Here is an 18,432-nt window from a genome sequence, read left to right on the forward strand (position 1 = left end):
ACATGCCGTCTCGCCAATTCTGTGCTTAGCCTGTGCCCGGCGAGGTAGGGCGATTCGCATCTGCGCCCGTTATCGATGAGGCCGGCGTCTGGGGAGGCGCCGGCCGATGTCTCTTGCGGCTTGCGGCCGGTCGGGCCTCGCTCAGTACCACTCTCCCATCTGGGCCATCGGTTCGGCGCTTGCCGTCGGTGGGCGTATGCATTGCGGAATTCGCATTAAGGGACGTTGCACATGTCGATAAGAATCAACCGATGGACGATCGGGCTGGCGCTGGGTGCGCTGGCGGCGATCGCCGGCGCTACCGTCATGCTCGGCGGCGTATCCGGCACCGGCAGCGGCCCGATCGGCGGCGCGCCGCCGGCCACCGCCGGTGGCAACAACGGTGAGCCGGAACAGCAACTGCGCAAGTACATCGTGGTCTACCGCGAGGCGCCGCTGGCGACCTACCGCGGCGAGGTCCAGGGTCTGCCGGCGCCGGAGCGCATGCCCGGCGAGGCCGGGGTGCCGCAGATGGCGCGTGCCGCCGCGACCGCGGCCGGCGAAGGCCGCGTCGACGTGCGCAGCTCGCGTGCGCAAGCCTATGTGCGCCACCTCGAGGGCGCGCAGCGCCAGCACGAGGCCGGCATCGCCGCCGCAATCGGACGCCCGCTGCGCGTCGAACGGCGCATGCGCCACGCGCTCAACGCCGTGGTCGCCGACATGAGCGAAGGCGAGGCACAGCAGGTGCAGCGTCTGTCCGAGGTGCAGTTCGTCGAGGAGTACCGCGAGTACGAGCAGGACACCGACGTCGGCCCGACCTTGATCGGCGCGCCCGCGCTGTGGAACTCGCCGACCAGTCCGGTCAAGGGCGAGGGCGTGGTGGTCGGCATCATCGATTCGGGCATCAATTTCGGCAGCCCCTCGTTCGCGGCCACCGATGAGCAGGGCTACACCCACGTCAATCCGCTCGGCGCCGGCACCTACCTGGGCACCTGCGCCGCCGGCGGCGTCGACGCCGGGCGTTGCAACGACAAGCTGATCGGCGGCTACGACTTCGTCTGCGCCGCGCCGGGCAATACCTGCGGCCAGGCCAACATCCGCGAAGAGCCGGGCTTCGGGGATACCAACAGCCACGGCAGCCACACGGCCGCGACCACCGCGGGCAACTTCCGCACCGTCGCGTTCAAGGGCCGCAACAGCCTGATCTCGGGCGTCGCGCCGCACGCCAACATCATCGCCTACGACGTGTGCTACACGAACACGGCGACCGGTCGCGGCCTGTGCCCGAACACCTCCTCGGCGGCTGCGGTCGACCAGGCGGTCGCCGACGGCATCGTCGACGTGCTGAACTTCTCGGTGGGCGGCGGCGAAAACCCGTGGAGCGACGCGGTCTCGCTGGCGTTCCTCAATGCGGTCAATGCCGGCATCTACGTCGCGACCTCGGCCGGCAACAGCGGCCCGGGTCCGAACACGATGGGCCACCTCGAGCCGTGGACCGGCTCCACCGCGGCCGCCCAGCACGGCCGCCAGGACTTCAATCCGGTCCTGCAGGTCACCGGCCCGGGCGCCGTGCCCGCCGCGCTGAGCGCGATCGTGCTCAATGAAGGCACCGGCGGCGTCGCGCTCACCGCGCCGATCGCGCCGAGCACCACGCTGCGCGTCAGTCCCGCTATCGACGGCGTCGACGACGGTTGCGCGGCGTATCCGGCCGGTACCTTCACCGGTGCGATCGCGGTGATCCGCCGCGGCACCTGTTCGTTCACCATCAAGTCCGGTAATGCCGCCGCGGCCGGCGCGATCGCCGTGGTCATCGCCAACAACGCGGCCGGCGGCCTGATCCCGACCATGACCGGCGCCACCATCCCCGGCTTCGCGATGCTGCAGACCGACGCCAACGCGGTGCGCGATTTCCTGGCCGGCAATCCCGGCACCGCCGGCATCAGCGTGCTGGCGATCCCGAACACGCCCGACGTGCTCGCCGATTTCAGCTCGCGCGGCCCGGCCGGAACCTTCGATCTGCTCAAGCCCGACGTCACCGCGCCGGGCGTCAACATCCTGGCGGTGGTCTCCGGCACCGCGATCAGCGGTTCGGAAAACGCTGTCGGCCTGATGAGCGGTACCTCGATGGCCTCGCCGCACCATGCCGGCGCGGCCGGTCTGCTGCGTCAGGCACGCCCGACCTGGACCGTGCCGGAAGTGAAGTCGGCGCTGGTGATGACCGCCGAGCAGCAGGTGTTCAAGGAAGATTCGATCACCCCGGCGACGCCGTTCGACCGCGGCGGCGGCCGTCTTCGCGTCGATCTCGCCATGCGCGCCGGCCTGGTGCTCAACGAGACCCGCGCCAACTACCTGGCCGCCGATCCGGCTACCGGCGGCGATGTGGCCAATCTCAACCAGCCCAGCCTGGCCAAGGCGCGCTGCGTGGAGCGCTGCGTGTTCACGCGTACCTTCCGCAACACGCTGGCGGTGCGCCAGGGTTGGACGGTAAAACTGACCGGCCTCAGCGGCACGATCACGCCGGCGCTGTTCACGCTCAATCCCGGCGAGAGCAAGGCGGTCAAGGTCACGGTCAACAGCTACCAGCTGCCGGCCGACGGTTCCTGGAACTTCGGTACCCTGACCCTGACCCCGACCTCGATCGGCACGCTCGACCAGCCGACCCTGCGCCTGCCCGTGGCGGTGTCGGTGCCGCCGCCGGTGATCGCGCTCAATCCGCTGCAGATCGCGGCGACCCTGCCCGTGGGCGGCAGCGGTTTCGCCAACTTCCGTATCGACAACCTCGGCGGTTCGCGTCTGGATTACACGATCGACAACACCGGACAGGGCACGCGCACCTTGCTGGATGCGCCGCGCGGCGCGGTCAGCAGCGGCTTCCGCTCTACCTCGTACACGGATCCGGCGACCGCCGGTTCGGCGGCGCAGTTCAGCGCCGACGATTTCACCGTGACCGAGGCCACGCGCATCGTCTCGCTGTACACCGAGGGCTTCGTTTCCAGCAATCAGCCGCTGGCGACCACCGCGACCAGCCTGACCTGGACCCTGTTCCGCGACAGCGGCAACAACCCGGAAGGCAATCCGCAGGCCTCGCCGGGAGTGGCGGTGTGGAGCTACACCTCCGCGCCGACCGCCGCCGGCGTCGCCATCACCGGCGCCAATATCGGCCTCAACCTGACCGCGGCCGGCCAGAACGTCGATCTGCTGCCGGGCCGTTACTGGCTGGTGGTGAACGCGCGTTCGAGCTTCGCCAACCGTTGGGTCTGGTTCGGCTCCAACAGCGGCGACAACGTGTTCCGCACCATCACGGTCACCACCGCCGGCGCCGGCGCCTGGACCGCGGGCAGCGGCTTCGCGGGCCTGGCCTGGAACGTGGGCGTGTCCAATGCCTGCGGCGCGCCGTGGATCGGCGCACCGGTGAGCGCGATGGGGCGCGTGAACCCGGGCGCGGTCGGCATCAACGCCCAGGTGCAGCTCAACGCGGCCGGCCTGAGCGCCGGTACGCACGTGGGCTACATCTGCGTGGCCAGCAACGACCCGGTCAAGCCCAAGGTCGCCGCGCGCGTGGTGCTGACGGTCACGCCGTAACGTTCGAACGCTAGTTTCGCCGGGCCCGCAACGGGCCCGGCGGCTTTTTCAGATACCGGCACGGGCCGCGTTGCACGGCTCATCCAAACGATTCCTAAGGGGGAACGCAATGAAGCACACGCACCACACGCTCCTGGCGACCGCATTGCTGCTGGCCCTGGCTGCGCCTGTTTCCGCGCTGGCCGGCGAGCCCTGCCTGCTCGACGACGGCATCGGCGGCAGCACCACCGGCGGCGCTACCGCGGCCGGCGGCGGCGCCACCGCTTGCGGCAGCGGCGCCACCGCCAGCGGCGACGGCAGCACCGCGGTCGGCTCGGCCAGCACCGCTAGCGGTACCGGCAGCACCGCGCTCGGCGCCGACAGCGTCGCCGGCGGCGATCAGAGCACCGCGGTCGGGCAGGGCGCCCAGGCCGGTGGGTTCGGCGCCACCGCCACCGGCAGCGGCAGCAACGCCAGCGGCGAATTCAGCACCGCTACCGGCACCGCCAGCGAAGCCAGCGGCCAGTTCAGCAGCGCCAGCGGCGCCGGCGCACGCGCCACCGCCGACAGCGCCACCGCCAGCGGCAGCTTCAGCGAGGCCAGTGGCCTGGGCAGCACCGCGCATGGCTACAACGCCATCGCCAGCGGCGAGCTGAGCAGCGCCAGCGGCAGCGGTTCGCTGGCCTCAGGCGAAGCCAGCACCGCCAACGGTGCGGGCGCCACGGCCAGCGGCAAGGGCAGCACCGTCAGCGGCGCGCACAGCGTCGCCAGCGCCGACGGCGCCACCGCCAACGGCGGCTGGGTCGACAAGGACGGCGACGGCGTGGTCGATCCGGACGAAGTGACGACCGCCAGCGGCCTGGAGTCCAGCGCCTACGGCGGCGGCGCCCAGGCCACGGCCGATCAGTCCAGCGCCTTCGGCGGCCGCAGCCTCGCCAGCGGCATCGGCAGCACCGCGTTCGGTCACGGTGCCCAGGCCACGGCGCAGAACGCGACCGCGATCGGTCAGGGCAGCAGCGCCAGCGGCGCCAACAGCGTTGCGCTGGGTTCGGGTTCGGTCGCCGACCGCGGCAACACCGTCTCGGTGGGCAGCGGCGGCAACGAGCGCCAGATCACCAACGTCGCAGCCGGCACCCAGGCCACCGACGCGGTCAACCTGGGGCAGTTGCAGTCCACCGCCGCCGCCACCCTGGCCAGCGCCAACAACTACACCGACACCGTTGCCGCGAGCACCCTGTCCAGCGCCAACAGCTACACCGACTCGCGCGTGACCAGCAACAACGCGGTGGTGCTGAACCAGGCCAATGCGCACGCCGACGCCGGCGACGCGGCCACGCTCAACGCCGCCAACACCCATGCCGACGCCGGCGATGCGGCCACCCTGCGCACCGCCAACACCTACACCGACACCCGCTTCGCCCAGGCGATCGCCGCGCCGATCGCGGCCATCGACGATCTGCGTTCGGACATGGAGTGGGGCTTCGACCGCACCGACCGCCGCATCGACCGCGCCGGCGCGATGACCGCGGCGATGGTGCAGATGGCGACCTCGGCCGCCGGCATCCATACCAAGAACCGGGTCGCGGTCGGCGCGGGTTTCCAGAACGGCGAGCAGGCGCTGTCGGTCGGTTATCAGCGCGCGATCAGCGATCGCGCCACGGTGACCTTCGGCGGAGCGTTCAGCAGTTCGGAAAGCTCGGCGGGCGTCGGCCTGGGTTTCGGTTGGTAAGACTTCTCTGGGAAACTGCGGTACGTGAACGGCGCCCTCGGGCGCCGTTTTTTTTGCGACGGTCGTGCGGCTTCCATAGCGGAACCCCGCCGTAGGATGCGGTGATAACCGCATCGTCGTGTAGTCGCGGTTTCGAGTTGCGGTCTCGATAACCGACGTGCTGCACCCCTCTCTTTGAAGGGCGCGCGCCGAGTCGCCGCCTTCGGTTAGTTGCGTCGGGCGATGCGGTGCGCCTTCGGCTTACCGCATCCTACGGACGTTGAAGCGTGTTGAAGATGCTGCGAGTCAGCGGTACGCGCGTTCGCGCTCGGCCTGCAGGCGCTGGCGCAGGTACTCGTCGCGGGTGAGCCCGCCCGGAATCTGTCGCAGCGCCATCACTTCGGCGACCACCACGGCCTCGCGCTGCTTGTAGGACTGGAAGCGCGGATCGTTGCGTTGCTGCGCCAGATACTGCGCGTTGCGGCGCTCGGCCAGTTCGCGGTACTGCGTGGCCAGCGCCTCGACCTGACGCATTTGTTCGGCCTGGTCCGGCACGGTGGCCTGGATCAGGGCCACCCGCAGCAGCATGGTTTCGCCCGCCGACAGTTCGCCGGCGCGCTCGTAACCGTCGATGCCGCGTTCGACCCTTTGCGCCTGGCGCGTTCGTTCGGCCGCGCTCAGCGCCGCGGCGTCGCGGAAGAAGCGTTTGGCATCGTCCCGGAACCCTTGCCGGTCGCGATAGGCGCGCGCCTGCGGGGTGCGGATCAGCGCGGCCTGGGTCGCCTCCGCCGCGCTGGCTTGCGCGCCGCCGGCCGGAACGCTCGCGCGCGATTCGCGCGAGCGTCCGACCAGCGCCGCCGCGGCCAGGGCCACGATGGCCAAAGCGACCAGCAACAGCTTGGTGCGCGTCACGGAGCGCGTACCTCAGCCCAGCAGCTGGTCGACCAGCCAGTACAACAGGTTGAACGGTTTGGCGCGGTCGGCCTGATCGTTGGCCTCAGACGCGTCCAGCACCTTGCCGTTGCCGTCCATCACGCTGTCGATGAACTGCTTGAGCTGCAGGTTCTGCGCCTGCACGTCGCCGTTTTTGAAGTCGACGATGGTGGTGCAGTGGCTTTCGTTGAGCGCGCGGTACTGCGGGAAGTAGCCGCCGAAGTTGTCCAGAGTGTTCAGACGCGCGGACAGGCGCTGGGTATCGGCGCCCCACTTGGCGTGGATCAACGCTTCCTTCGCGGCCTGGGTCGGCGCCGCCTGGATATCGGGGTGGAAGCGCTCGTAGGAGTACGAGGAGTAATTGAGGTCCTGCCAGAAATGGGTCGCGCCGAGCCGGTCGCCGACGTGCTTGTTGGCGAGCGCCGGATACAGCGAACCCAGTTCGTCGAGATCCAGCTGCGGCAGGCCGCTGGCCAGATACGCGAGCGGGCCGTTCGGCGCGTCCAGGCCCCAGGCGCCGCGAATGTGCGCCATCAGCGGTTGCGACGGGTACTGCGACGGATCGCCGTTGCGCGGGGTCGGGAAGATCGGGCCGGAATCGTCGATCAGGAAGCTGCGGGTGGGCGCGAGATCGCGGCGCAGCGGATCGTAGTTGATCAGGCTGCCGGCGCCGCCGGCGCTGCAACCGGTGCTGAGCATCTGCCCGGGCCGCGGCAGGTTGTCCTTGAGCCAGGCCACCACCGCGCGCGAATTGCGCAGGCCGTTGTGATGCCAGACCAGCGGCGGGGCCTGGTTGCCGGGATCGGCGTAGACCGCGACTTTGTCGCCGCCGTAGATGTCGCCGGTGCAGTAGGGCACGTAGACCATGTTCCAGTTCTGGGTCTTGACCCCGTCGAACGGGCTGACCCGGGTCACGAACGGGCTCACCAGGCTGGCGCCGGGATTGAGCAGGCGCATGTAGTCGTCGGGAATGCCGTGCGGATTGCGCGCGCCGCGGATGCCGCTCTGGCCCGAGCAACTGGCGTAGTCCCAACAGGCGCCGCCGCCTTCCATGTAGATGATGGTGTTGGTGGTGTCGGGCACGCGATTGACGAAGATCTTGTACGGCGAGCCGTCGCCGCAGACCGCGCCGGTTTCGGCCGGCAGTTGCACGGTCTGCCACTGGTAGTAGGCGCCCGGGCTGAAGCCGTCGGCCTTGGCCGCATCGCGGCTCAGCAGCGGGTACTGGCCCTGGCGCTGCGCCGGCTGCACCGGGTTGTTGGCGCGCGGCGGCGAGACCAGGTTGCGCAGAGTCTGGAAGAAACCGTAGTCGCCTTCCTCGGCCAACAGCGGCGGGCTGGCCAGCGCGAACGCGCCTCCCAGCAGAACGACGGCGGCGTATCGGGTATAGGCCATGGCCTTGCTCTCCTTTGCATGCGATGAGTGCGGGCGATGCCCGCGCAACGCGGCACGATTCCGGTCCCCTCGGTCCGGCGCAGCCGCGGCAGCCCCCTGTCCATACTGCTGCGTCTGGATATCGCCGCCGGCGCGGCAGCGTCAACGCGTATCGCGCGCATGCCGCCGATTGGCCGCAAACGCAGCCCTGCGTGTCCGTTTATGCCCGGAATCCGGTCACGGAACCGGGTTTGGCGCCGCACCGGTTCGTGCGCCGCAGCATGGCGCTGCGGCGGATCGGCCTTATTCGCCCGGCGCGGCCGCTTCGCTGACCGCGTTCGAGGCCGCGCGTCGCGCCAGCACCGCCTCGCGATGGGCGATGTAGGCGTTGGAGGCCAGGATGATGGCGGCGCCGGCCACCGTCCAGCGGTCGATCGATTCGCCGAACCACAGCCAGCCGGCGACGGCGACCAGCGGCAGCTGCATGAAGCTGATCGGGGTCAGGGCCGAGACTTCGCCGAGCTTGAGCGCATGCGTCCACAGCACCTGGCCGCCGGTGCCGAGGATGCCGGCGGCGATCGCCCACACCCAGACGATGCCCTGCGGCCATTGCCAGACGAACAGCGCCGGCAGCAGCGACATCGGCACCCAGAACAGATAGGTGTAGAGCACGATGGTGTTGGCCGAGTCGACCCGCGACAGCTGCTTGATCTGGATCGCGACCACGCCGCTAAGCACCGCCGCCAGCAGCGCGATCAGGGTGCCGGCGCTGAAGTCCGACGAGCCCGGACGCACGATCACCAGCACGCCGACGAAGCCCAGCGCGACCGCGGCCCAGCGCCGCGCGCGCACTTGTTCGCCCAGGAACATCACCGCGGCGATGGTCACGAACAAGGGCGTCGAGTACGACAGCGAGATCGCCTGCGCCAGCGGCAGGTGGCCGATCGCCCAGAACCCTGCCAGCATCGAGCAGATGCCGATCGCGCAGCGGATGAAGTAGCGCGGCAGTTGCTGGGTGCGCAGCGCGGCGCGGTTGGCGCCGATCAGCAGCGGCAGCACCGCGAGCAGGCCGAAGAAGTTGCGGAAGAACGCGATCTCGAAGGTGTGCAGCGAAGCCGAGGCGAGCCGGATCACGATCGCCATGCAGCCGAAGCACAAGGTGCTGGCGAGCATGTATGCCGCCGCGCGCATCGGTTGCGAGAGCGGCGCGCTCACCAGCGTGCGCCGATCAGGCGCGGCTCGGGTTCGATGGCGACGCCGAAACGGTCCTGCACGGAATCGGCGATGCGACGGGCCAGATCGAGCAACTGCGCGCCGCTGGCCCGGCCGTGGTTGACCAGCACCAGCGCATGCGAGGCGGCGACGCCGGCATCGCCGTCGCGATGGCCTTTCCAGCCGCAGGCATCGATCAGCCAGCCGGCCGAGAGCTTGCGGCTGTCGTCGTCGGCACCGCGGAACACCGGCAGCGCGGGGTGTTCGGCCAGCAGCGCTTCGGCCTGCGCGCGCGGGACGATCGGATTCTTGAAGAAGCTGCCGGCGTTGCCGAGCACGGCGGGGTCGGGCAGCTTGCGGCGGCGGATCGCGATCACCGCCTCGGCGACGGTGCGCGGGGTCGGCGCGTCCACGCCCATCGCCGCGAGTTCCTCGCCCAGGCCGGCGTAATCCAGGCGCAGCGCAGGCGTGCGCGGCAGGGCGAACTCGACCGCGGTCACCAGATAGCGGTCGGGCGCGTGCTTGAACAGGCTGTCGCGGTAGGCGAAGCGGCAGGCGTCGCTGTCGAAGCGGTGCAGGGTCGCGGTCGCCGGCTCGTAGGCTTCGACCGCGTGCACGAAGTCGCGCACTTCCACGCCGTAGGCGCCGATGTTCTGGATCGGGGCGGCGCCGACCGTGCCCGGGATCAGGGCCAGGTTTTCCAGGCCGGCGTAACCGGCCTCCAGGGTGCGCATGACGAAGCCGTGCCAGGGCACGCCGGCGTCGGCGCGCAGGATCGCGCCGTCGCGGTCGGGCGCTTCGCCCAGCACTTGCACGCGCTCGCCGGTCAGGGCCAGCACCGCGCCCTCGGGGTCGCCGGCGAACAGCAGGTTGCTGCCGCCGCCCAGGATCAGGGCGATGCCGTCGCGCAGTTCGGGCAGGCGCAGGGCTTCGTCCAGGCGCGCGGCGTCGGCGACTTCGGCCAGCACGGGCGCGGTCGCGGCCACGCCGAAGGTGTTGCGTCGGGTCAACGCAGCCTCGCGCAGGAGGCGGACGGCGTCGCTCATACCGGCGGCACGTTACCGCGGCTCGGCGCTTCCTTGCGGCGACGCATCGCCTCCACGCATTCGTTCACCAGCGCCGGGCCGCGATAGATCAGCCCGGTGTAGCACTGCACCAGGGCCGCGCCCGCGGCCATCTTGGTGACCGCATCGGCGCCGGACAGGATGCCGCCGACGCCGATCATCGGGATCGATTCGGGTAGGCGGGTGCGCAGCATGCGCAGCACCGTGGTCGACTGGCCCATCAGCGGACGCCCGGACAGGCCGCCCACTTCGCCGGCGTGGGCAGCGCCTTCGATGGCGATCCGCGAGATGGTGGTGTTGGTCGCGATCACGCCGTCGACCTGCAGTTCCCTGAGCACGCGCGCCGCGGCTTCGATGTCGTGGTCGGACAGGTCGGGCGCGATCTTGACCAGCATCGGCACGCGCTTGCCGTGCCGCGCGCCGTACTTCTCCTGCGCCTCGCGCAGGGTGCCGATCAGGCGGCGCAGGGATTGTTCTTCCTGCAGCTCGCGCAGGCCGGCGGTGTTGGGCGAGGAGATATTGACCGTGATGTAGTCGGCCAGGGGATAGACCCGTTCCAGGCACAGCAGGTAATCGTCTTCGGCCGACTCGTTCGGGGTGTCCTTGTTCTTGCCGATGTTGATCCCGAGCAGACCGTTGCGACGGTGCGCGCGTTCGACGTTGCGGACCAGGGCATCGACGCCCTCGTTGTTGAACCCCAGGCGGTTGATCACCGCTTCGTGCTCGGGCAGGCGGAACATGCGCGGCTTGGGATTGCCGGACTGCGGCCGTGGCGTGACCGTGCCGACCTCGACGAAACCGAAGCCCAACGCCAGCAGGGCGTCGATGTGGGCGCCGTTCTTGTCCAGACCGGCGGCCAGGCCGACCGGGTTCGGGAAGGTCAGGCCGAAGACCTTGGTCGGGAACGGTTTGGGCCGGGAGCCCAGCAGCGGATTGAGGCCGGTGCGATAAGCCGTTTCCAGCGCCGTGAGGCCAAGACCATGCGCTCGTTCGGCATCCAGTCCGAAGAGAAAGGGGCGGGCGAGGCTGTACACGGGATCGCAGGCGTCCGCTGTAGAACGAACGAGCATTATCGCCTATGCGGCGCTCGCGAGGCGAGCGCGAATGCGCTGCGAGAGGGCCGGAGCGCCAGCCCGGGCGGGGTCGCCCCTGCCGCAGTACAGTGAAAACGCCATGAAACCCGGAGCGGACGGGGCGGCGGCGTCGGCCCGCCCGGCCCAGGCGAGACGTCCGGCGCTAGCTTCCGACCCGGCCGCTGCGCAAGGCCTGGGCCCAGTCGCCACGGCCATTGCGCAGGGCGAGCGCGGCGGCGGCCTCGTGGTCGTAGTCGACCGCGCGCAGTTCGGCGCTCCAGCGCCCGCCGGCATCGTCGAGGATCGCGTAACGGGCGCGCGGATCGCCGACCTCCATGTCGTGCGGGCTCGGATGCTCGGAGTGATAGGCCTGCAGGCCGACGCTGCCGGGGTTCACCAGCAGCCGGCCGTCGTCCAGGCGGGTCGCGCGCGGGATGTGGGTGTGGCCGCACAGGATCACGGCGTGGCGGATATCGCCGGCCTTGTCCGCGGCTTCGTCCGCGGTGGCCGCGCGCGGCACGCCGGCGTCGAGCTGTTCCAGGAAGTATTCGAGATCGTCGCGCGGGCTGCCGTGGCAGAGATACACCGCATCGTTCAAGGCCAGCGTCGCCGGCAGCGCGGCGATCCAGTCAAGTTGGTCCGGGCGCAGCAGGTCGCGGGCGTGGGCGTCGGACGCGCCCATGCCCGCGCGCGGTTCCAGCAGTTGGCGTTCGTGGTTGCCGCGGATCGTCGGCAGGCCCAGGCCGATCAGCAGGTCGGCGGTTTCCACCGGCTGCAGCGGGCCGGACAGGATGTCGCCGAGGTTGACGGTGACATCGCAGGCGCGCGCGTCGATATCGGCCAGCACCGCGCGTAGCGCGCCGAGATTGCCGTGGATGTCCGAGACGACCGCGATGCGCATGCCGTGCTCCCGCAGCGGGTCCGCCTGGGCGGACCCGCCTTCGTTACAGTACCGACCTCAGAGGTCGAACTTGATGCCCTGCGCCAGCGGCAAGGCGTCGGAGTAGTTGATGGTGTTGGTCTGGCGGCGCATGTAGGCGCGCCACGCATCCGAACCCGACTCGCGACCGCCGCCGGTTTCCTTCTCGCCGCCGAACGCGCCGCCGATCTCGGCGCCGGAGGTGCCGATGTTGACGTTGGCGATGCCGCAATCCGAGCCCGCGGCCGACAGGAAGGCCTCGGCGGCCTTGAGGTTGGCGGTGAAGATCGACGAGGACAGGCCCTGCGGCACGTCGTTCTGCAGCGCGATGGCCTCATCGAGGGTCTTGAACTTCATCACGTACAGGATCGGCGCGAAGGTTTCGGTCTGCACGACCTCGGCGTCGTTGCTCAGGCCGGTGACGATGGTCGGCAGGACGAAGTTGCCCTTGCCCTCGATCGCCGCGCCGCCGGTCTCGACCTTGCCGCCGCTGGCCTTGGCCAGCTCGACCGCGTCCAGGTACGCCTGCACCGCGTCGCGGCTGTTGAGCGGGCCCATCAGATTGGCCGGGTCGGTCGGGTCGCCGATCTTCTTCTCGACCTGCTTGAACGCAGCGACCAGCTTGGCCAGCACGTCGTCGTGGATGGACTCGTGCACGAACAGGCGGCGGGTGGTGGTGCAACGCTGGCCGGCGGTGCCGACCGCGCCGAACGCGATCGCCGGGATCGCCAGCTTCAGGTCGGCGCTGGCGTCGACGATGATCGCGTTGTTGCCGCCCAGTTCCAGCAGCGAACGGCCCATGCGGCGGGCGACGCGCTCGCCGACGTGGCGGCCGACCTTGGTCGAGCCGGTGAAGCTGATCAGGCCGATGCGCTTGTCGTCGACGAAGTTCGAGGCCAGCTCGGTGCCGGCGTCGTTGAACAGGAAGAAGATGTCCGGGAAGCCGCCGGCGCGCAGCGCTTCGTTGCAGATCTTCATCGAGGCCACCGCCGACAGCGGGGTCTTGGGCGAGGGCTTCCAGATCGTGATGTCGCCGCAGATCGCCGCGATGAACGCATTCCAGGCCCAGACCGCGACCGGGAAGTTGAAGGCCGAGATCACGCCGACCAGGCCCAGCGGATGCCACTGCTCGTACATGCGGTGGCCCGGGCGCTCGGAATGCATGGTCAGGCCGTACAGCTGGCGCGACAGGCCGACGGCGAAGTCGCCAATGTCGATCATTTCCTGCACTTCGCCGTCGCCTTCCGGCTTGGACTTGCCCATTTCCAGCGCGACCAGCGAACCCAGCGCGCCCTTGTGCTGGCGCAGCGCGTCGGCGCACAGGCGGATGGCTTCGCCGCGGCGCGGAGCCGGCGTGGTGCGCCACACCGCGAATGCGGCCTGGGCGCGCTCGACGATGGTGTCGTAGTCGCTCTGCGAGGACGCCTGCACCCGCGCCAGCACTTCGCCGTCGGTCGGGTTGATCGATTCCAGCACGCCGGCGTCGCGGGTCGCGGCCCATTCGCCATGGCCGAGGTAGGTGCCGGACTCGAGATCTTTCAGGCCGAGGGCGGTCAGAACAGCGTGCGTCATCGCAAAAACTCCAGAATCGGAAACATAGAAAAATCCGCACATCGATATGCGGGATTGCGTGTGCAGCCTGGCGACCCCGACACGATTCGAACGTGTGACCTTCCCCTTAGGAGGGGGATGCTCTATCCAGCTGAGCTACGGGGCCATGCTAGGAAAATCAATCGCTTGCGTGGCCCGGGTGCGGCCGTTGCAGATCGCGCCGCAGCAGCCGGCAAGGCGGGCGAGGCCGGCGAACCGATCCGGCGATTGTACTCGGCCCACCGCGGACGCCGCCATGCGGGTTCGCGGCGACCGCCGCTTGCGAGTCCTCGCATCGGCCTCGAACCGCCTGGCCCGCTTGCAGCGACCGCTTCGATCGGCGTGGCGCTGCACGACGGCATGCCTTCGCTTGGGCCGCGCTCACGCCGTGTTTTCGACATGGATTGCGGCGCTTGAATGACGCGAATCGATACTCGCTCGAATGATGGAGGCTTCGGGCCGGCATCGCGGCTGCGTCGTTGCTCGCTCGCCCGGACCGATGCCCAGGCCTGCGAGTCGGCGACGGTGCCGGCCATGCCTGTCCCCGCTGGCCGCTGGGCCATCCGACGGCGGCAAGCGCCCGCGCGCCGGCTTTGCGGCCGCGTCGGCGCTCGCCGTGACTGCCGTTCGTGACCTCAAAAGCACCGTTGGGCGGGGACAGCGACGCCGGGGCGATTGCGTGCGCCGGGGGCATGAGAGGGGGCGTGGAGGCGCCACCGCCATGCCGGAGGCGGCACCGCGACGGTTCGCGGCGACGGGCCGACCCCGATGGTTTGCCGGCGTTGGAGCCGGTCTGGCGCCTGCTCGCCCGCCGTCGCGCCCCCGGCCCGTGCCACCGCCGCGCCGGTCTCACGGGCCGCGACCTAGGCCGGCCGGACCCCGCCGCTACCCGATCCCGGGGATTGCCCCCGGCGGGACGCCATGTAATCTTTGCGCCGGGGAAATGTGCGCACTGTCACGGTATTTAGTGTGCCGAGCAGCACGTTTAAGGCATCACGGACTCGATCGACTCGATCCGACCAGGGGGCTCCATGAATCGCTTTGGGAATGCGGCGGCGCGCGCGTGTGCGTCGTTATGGAAGGCTGCGAATACCGTCAGGCGCGATGCGCGCAAACCGATGGTTCTGCTCGGACTGCTGGCCTTGCTGCCGGGTCTGGCGCTGACCGGTACCGCCCACGCGCAAAGCTGCGCGGTCGGGGAGACGCCGGCGGCGTTCGGCTACACCGGCGGCGAGCAGACCGTCACGGTCCCGGCCGGCGTGCATTCGCTGACGGTCTATCTGAGCGGCGCGCAAGGCGGCGCCGGCCGCAGCGGCGCCGGCACCATCGGCGGCAGCCCCAATTCGCCGGGCGGCGGCGGCGGCCTGGGCGGACGCGTGCGCGGCACCCTGACGGTCACGCCGGGCGCGGCTCTGTCGATCTGGGTCGGCGGACAGGGCTCGCAGGCGGTCAATCCCGGCGGTCTCGGCCAGGGCGTCGACGGCATCGGCGGCGGCGCCACCGATCTGCGCGTGGGCGGCAACGGCATCGGCAACCGGGTCGGCGTCGCCGGCGGCGGCGGTGGCGGCGGCAACGCCGGCTGGAGCAACGCGGACGTGATCGCCGGCGGTAACGGCGGCGTGGGCGGCGGCGGTGTCGGCGGCACGGGCGCGAGCGTGCCAGGCGGTCCCGGCCCCTACGGCGGCGGCGGCGGTTCGGTCGGCACCGGCGGTGCGGGCGGCGGCGGCTGCGGCGGCTACCCGGCGACGGCGGGCAACGCGGCCAACGGCAACGGCGGCAATTCTTTCAATTTCTCCGGTTCCTTCATCGGCGCCGGCTACGGCGGCGGCGGCGGTGGCGGCGCCACGGTCGGCGCGGGCGGCGGTGGTGCCGGCGTCGGCACCGTCACCTGTCAGACGAACTGGAACGGCGGCGGCGGCGGTGGCGGTGGCGGCAGCTCGGCGGCCACCGGCCTCAGCGCAGTCGTCTTCAACAACGGCGTGCAGACCGGCAACGGCGCGGCCTTGATTTGCTTCGCGCCGATGGAATTCTCGGTCGGCGGCCCGGCCAGCGGCCAGACCGGCGCAGTGACCCTGCAGCTCAACGCGACCAACCCGGTCAGCAGTCAGCAGGTCGTGGTGGCGCAGGCCGCCAGTAGCTATGTCTTTCCCACGCGTCTGCCGGTCGGGGCGAACTGGAGCGTGAGCGTGCTGGCGCCGCCCGCCGGGCAGTTGTGCTCGGTCACGCCGAACAGCGGCAACGCGATCGGCGCGGACCTGAACAACGTGGCGCTGAGCTGCGTGACGGTGACGACGACCATCGCGCCGACCACGCTGCCCAATCCGGTCTACAACACCGCTTACTCGCAAACCCTGACCGCCAGCAGCGCCAACGGCGGCACCGCCCCGTACACCTTCGCGCTGAGCGCGGGCGCCTTGCCGCCGGGCCTGAGCCTGAGCGCGGCGGGCGTGCTGTCAGGCACGCCGACCGCGGCCGGTACCTTCAACTTCACGGTGCAGGCCACATCCAGCAACGGTTTCAGCGGTACCCGCGCCTACAGCGTGACGGTGGCCAAGATCGCCCAGGCGATCGCTGCCTTCGCCGCCAACCCGGCCGCGCCGACCTATGCGCCGGGCGGCACGTTCACGGTTTCGGCCAGCGGCGGCGGTTCCGGCAATCCGGTCGTGTTCGCCAGCACCACGCCGGCGGTATGCACGGTGGCCGGCAGCACGGTGACGATGCAGGGCGCGGGCAGCTGCGCGCTCACCGCCAACCAGGCCGGCAACGCCAACTACGACCCCGCGCCGCAAGCGCTGTTGAACGTGAGCATCTCCGCCGCGGCGCAGACGATCAGCAACTTCGCCGCCAATCCGGCCGCACCGGTGTACGCGCCGGGCGGTACGTTCACGGTCTCGGCCACCGCCGGTCCTTCCACCAGCCCGGTGGTGTTCGCCAGCACCACGCCGGCGGTATGCACGGTGGCCGGCAACACGGTGACGATGCAGGGCGCGGGCAGTTGCGCGCTCACCGCCGACCAGGCCGGCGACACCAACTACAGCGCGGCACCGCAGGCGCAGTTGAACGTGGGCATCGGCACGGCCAGCCAGGTCATCACCGGCTTCGCCGCCAATCCGGCCGCGCCGGTGTATGCGCCGGGCGGCAGCTTTGCGCTGTCCGCCAACGGCGGTCCCTCGACCAGCCCGGTGGTGTTCGCCAGCACCACGCCGTCGGTGTGCTCGGTCAGCGGCAACACCGCGACCATGCTCAGCGGCGGCAGTTGCGCGCTCACCGCCGATCAGGCCGGCGACGCCAACTACAGCGCGGCGCCGCAGGTGAGCTTGAACGTGACGATCGCCGCGGCTGCGCAGACCATCACCGGTTTCGCCGCCAACCCGGTCGCCCCGGTGTACGCACCGAACGGCACGTTCTCGGTGTCCGCCAACGGCGGCGCGTCGGGCAATCCGGTCGTGTTCGCCAGCACCTCGCCGGCGGTGTGCACCGTCGCCGGCAGTGCGGTGACCATGCTGGCGGCGGGCAGCTGCGCGCTCACCGCCAATCAGGCGGGCAACGCCAGTTACAACGCCGCTGCGCAGGCAACGCTGAACGTCACGATCGGCGCGGCCACGCCCAGCCTGAGCTGGATCGGCAACGTGGTGAAGACGGTGGGCGAACCCGCGTTCGATCTGCCCAATCCGACCAGCAGCAACCCCAGCGGCGCTTTCACGTTCACCAGCAGCAACACCGCGGTGGCGACCGTGAGCGGACGCCAGGTGACCATCGTCGGTCCCGGCACCGCGACCCTGATCGCGACTCAGGCGGCGACGGCGAACTACGTGCAGGCTTCGGTCAGCACGGGTCTGGCGGTCACCGCGCGACCGGATCCGACCCGCGACCCGGGCGTGGTCGGTCTGCTGCAGGCCCAGGTCGACGCCAGCGTGCGCTTCGCGCTGGCGCAGCAGTCCAACATCCGCGACCGCCTGCGTCAGCTGCGCCACGGCAGCAGCAACCGCTCCAGCAACGGCCTGAGCCTGAACGTGAGCGGTGGCCGCAACAGCAGCCTGACCCTGCCGGCCGCGCAGTTCGTCTCCGACGATGCGGTGCGCCTGCCGCCGGGCTGGGGCGTGTGGACCGCCGGCACCATCACCGCCGGCGATCGCGAGGGCCGCAGCGGCAGCGAAGGCTACAACTTCCGCAGCGACGGCATCACGGTCGGCGCCGACTGGCGCGTCAACGAGAACTTCCTGTTCGGTCTCGCCGGCGGCTTCGCCTGGAACGACACCGACCTGACCCGTTCGAGTTCGCGCCTGGACGCCGACCAGCGCTCGCTGTCGCTGTACGGCCTATGGCGCCACGGCGAGCATCTGTTCGTCGACGGCACCTTGGGTTGGGGACGCCTGGGCTTCGACATCAAGCGCTGGAGCGATCCGGCCGCCGCGGCCGCCACCGCCGAGCGCGACGGCACCCAGTCCTTCGGGGCCCTGACCGTCGGCTACGAACGCGCCAGCGAACGCATGACCCTGACCAGCTACGGCCGCTTCGATGCCAGCCGCACCCGCCTCGACGCGTACCGCGAGTTCGGCCTGGGCATCTACGACCTGTCCTACGGCTCGCAGACCGTGAAGAACAACGGCCTGGCCGTGGGCCTGGAAGGCAGTTATCTGGTCCAGGGTTCCAACGGCGTGTTCCGGCCGTACTGGATGCTCGAGTACCGCGACGCGATCAGCAACAGCAGCGATGTAGATCTGAACTACGTGGTGGCGCCGCTCGCCAACGACTACACCCTCGGCCTGCGCAGCTACGGCAACAACGCGCTGATGTACGGCGGCGGCGTGGACCTGGACATCTCCGCGGGCTGGAAGCTGTCGCTGCTGCTGCGTCGCGAGCACGCTTCGGGCCAGGATGCCAGCACCAGCTTCGGCCTGCTGCTGTCGTTCAACCCGCGTGCGCAGCCGATGTCGGCACCGGTGTCGGGCCTGAGCGACGAAACCCAGGCCACCGCCAAGACCGGCGAGTGAGCCGGGCCACGGCCGGCGCCGCAGG

General features: G+C 70.4%; 10 protein-coding genes and 1 tRNA gene. 3 read left to right on the plus strand and 8 right to left on the minus strand.

What is annotated here, in order from left to right; all coding sequences use genetic code 11:
* Positions 1–231: 231 nt before the first annotated feature.
* Both ASD78_RS21720 and ASD78_RS21725 read left to right on the plus strand, forming a co-directional pair.
* Entirely contained in the window at positions 232–3,561 is a 3,330-nt protein-coding gene (locus ASD78_RS21720) for a S8 family serine peptidase (protein WP_056103671.1), read from the plus strand.
* Between the two features lie 109 nt (positions 3,562–3,670).
* Positions 3,671–5,269, plus strand: a complete 1,599-nt coding sequence (locus tag ASD78_RS21725) for a YadA-like family protein (RefSeq protein WP_056103674.1) — start codon at positions 3,671–3,673, stop codon at positions 5,267–5,269.
* A 285-nt stretch (positions 5,270–5,554) separates the two neighbouring features.
* Here ASD78_RS21725 and ASD78_RS17315 read toward each other — a convergent pair whose 3' ends face one another.
* The 8 genes from ASD78_RS17315 to ASD78_RS17350 form a co-directional block, all read right to left on the minus strand.
* The gene (locus ASD78_RS17315) at positions 5,555–6,160 is read right to left on the minus strand and encodes a hypothetical protein (RefSeq protein WP_056103678.1); all 606 of its coding nucleotides are present in this window, start codon (positions 6,158–6,160) and stop codon (positions 5,555–5,557) included.
* A 12-nt stretch (positions 6,161–6,172) separates the two neighbouring features.
* Complete coding sequence (locus ASD78_RS17320; protein WP_055909834.1) at positions 6,173–7,576, minus strand: pectin acetylesterase-family hydrolase; 1,404 nt, start codon at positions 7,574–7,576, stop codon at positions 6,173–6,175.
* Positions 7,577–7,858: 282 nt separating this feature from the next.
* Complete coding sequence (locus ASD78_RS17325) at positions 7,859–8,746, minus strand: DMT family transporter (protein ID WP_056103889.1); 888 nt, start codon at positions 8,744–8,746, stop codon at positions 7,859–7,861.
* A gap of 20 nt (positions 8,747–8,766) precedes the next feature.
* Positions 8,767–9,813, minus strand: coding sequence for a UDP-N-acetylmuramate dehydrogenase (gene murB, locus ASD78_RS17330; RefSeq protein ID WP_056103681.1), 1,047 nt, complete (start codon positions 9,811–9,813; stop codon positions 8,767–8,769).
* Positions 9,810–10,865 carry a quinone-dependent dihydroorotate dehydrogenase gene (locus tag ASD78_RS17335; protein ID WP_056103684.1) on the minus strand — a complete coding sequence of 352 codons (1,056 nt, stop codon included), beginning with the start codon at positions 10,863–10,865 and terminating at the stop codon, positions 9,810–9,812. The genes murB and ASD78_RS17335 overlap by 4 nt, the downstream gene beginning before the upstream one ends.
* A 202-nt stretch (positions 10,866–11,067) precedes the next feature.
* Complete coding sequence (locus ASD78_RS17340; RefSeq protein ID WP_056103687.1) at positions 11,068–11,805, minus strand: metallophosphoesterase family protein; 738 nt, start codon at positions 11,803–11,805, stop codon at positions 11,068–11,070.
* Between the two features lie 57 nt (positions 11,806–11,862).
* Positions 11,863–13,395, minus strand: coding sequence for an aldehyde dehydrogenase family protein (locus ASD78_RS17345; RefSeq protein ID WP_056103690.1), 1,533 nt, complete (start codon positions 13,393–13,395; stop codon positions 11,863–11,865).
* A 68-nt stretch (positions 13,396–13,463) separates the two neighbouring features.
* Positions 13,464–13,540 (minus strand) — tRNA-Arg (locus ASD78_RS17350).
* Between the two features lie 991 nt (positions 13,541–14,531).
* Here ASD78_RS17350 and ASD78_RS17355 point away from each other — a divergent pair.
* Positions 14,532–18,407 (plus strand): autotransporter domain-containing protein, encoded by a 3,876-nt coding sequence (locus ASD78_RS17355; protein ID WP_056103693.1) that lies wholly within the window; start codon positions 14,532–14,534, stop codon positions 18,405–18,407.
* The last annotated feature ends 25 nt before the right edge of the window (positions 18,408–18,432 follow it).

It is taken from the genome of Lysobacter sp. Root667, assembly GCF_001427715.1.
In the GTDB taxonomy this organism is placed as follows: Bacteria; Pseudomonadota; Gammaproteobacteria; order Xanthomonadales; family Xanthomonadaceae; genus Lysobacter.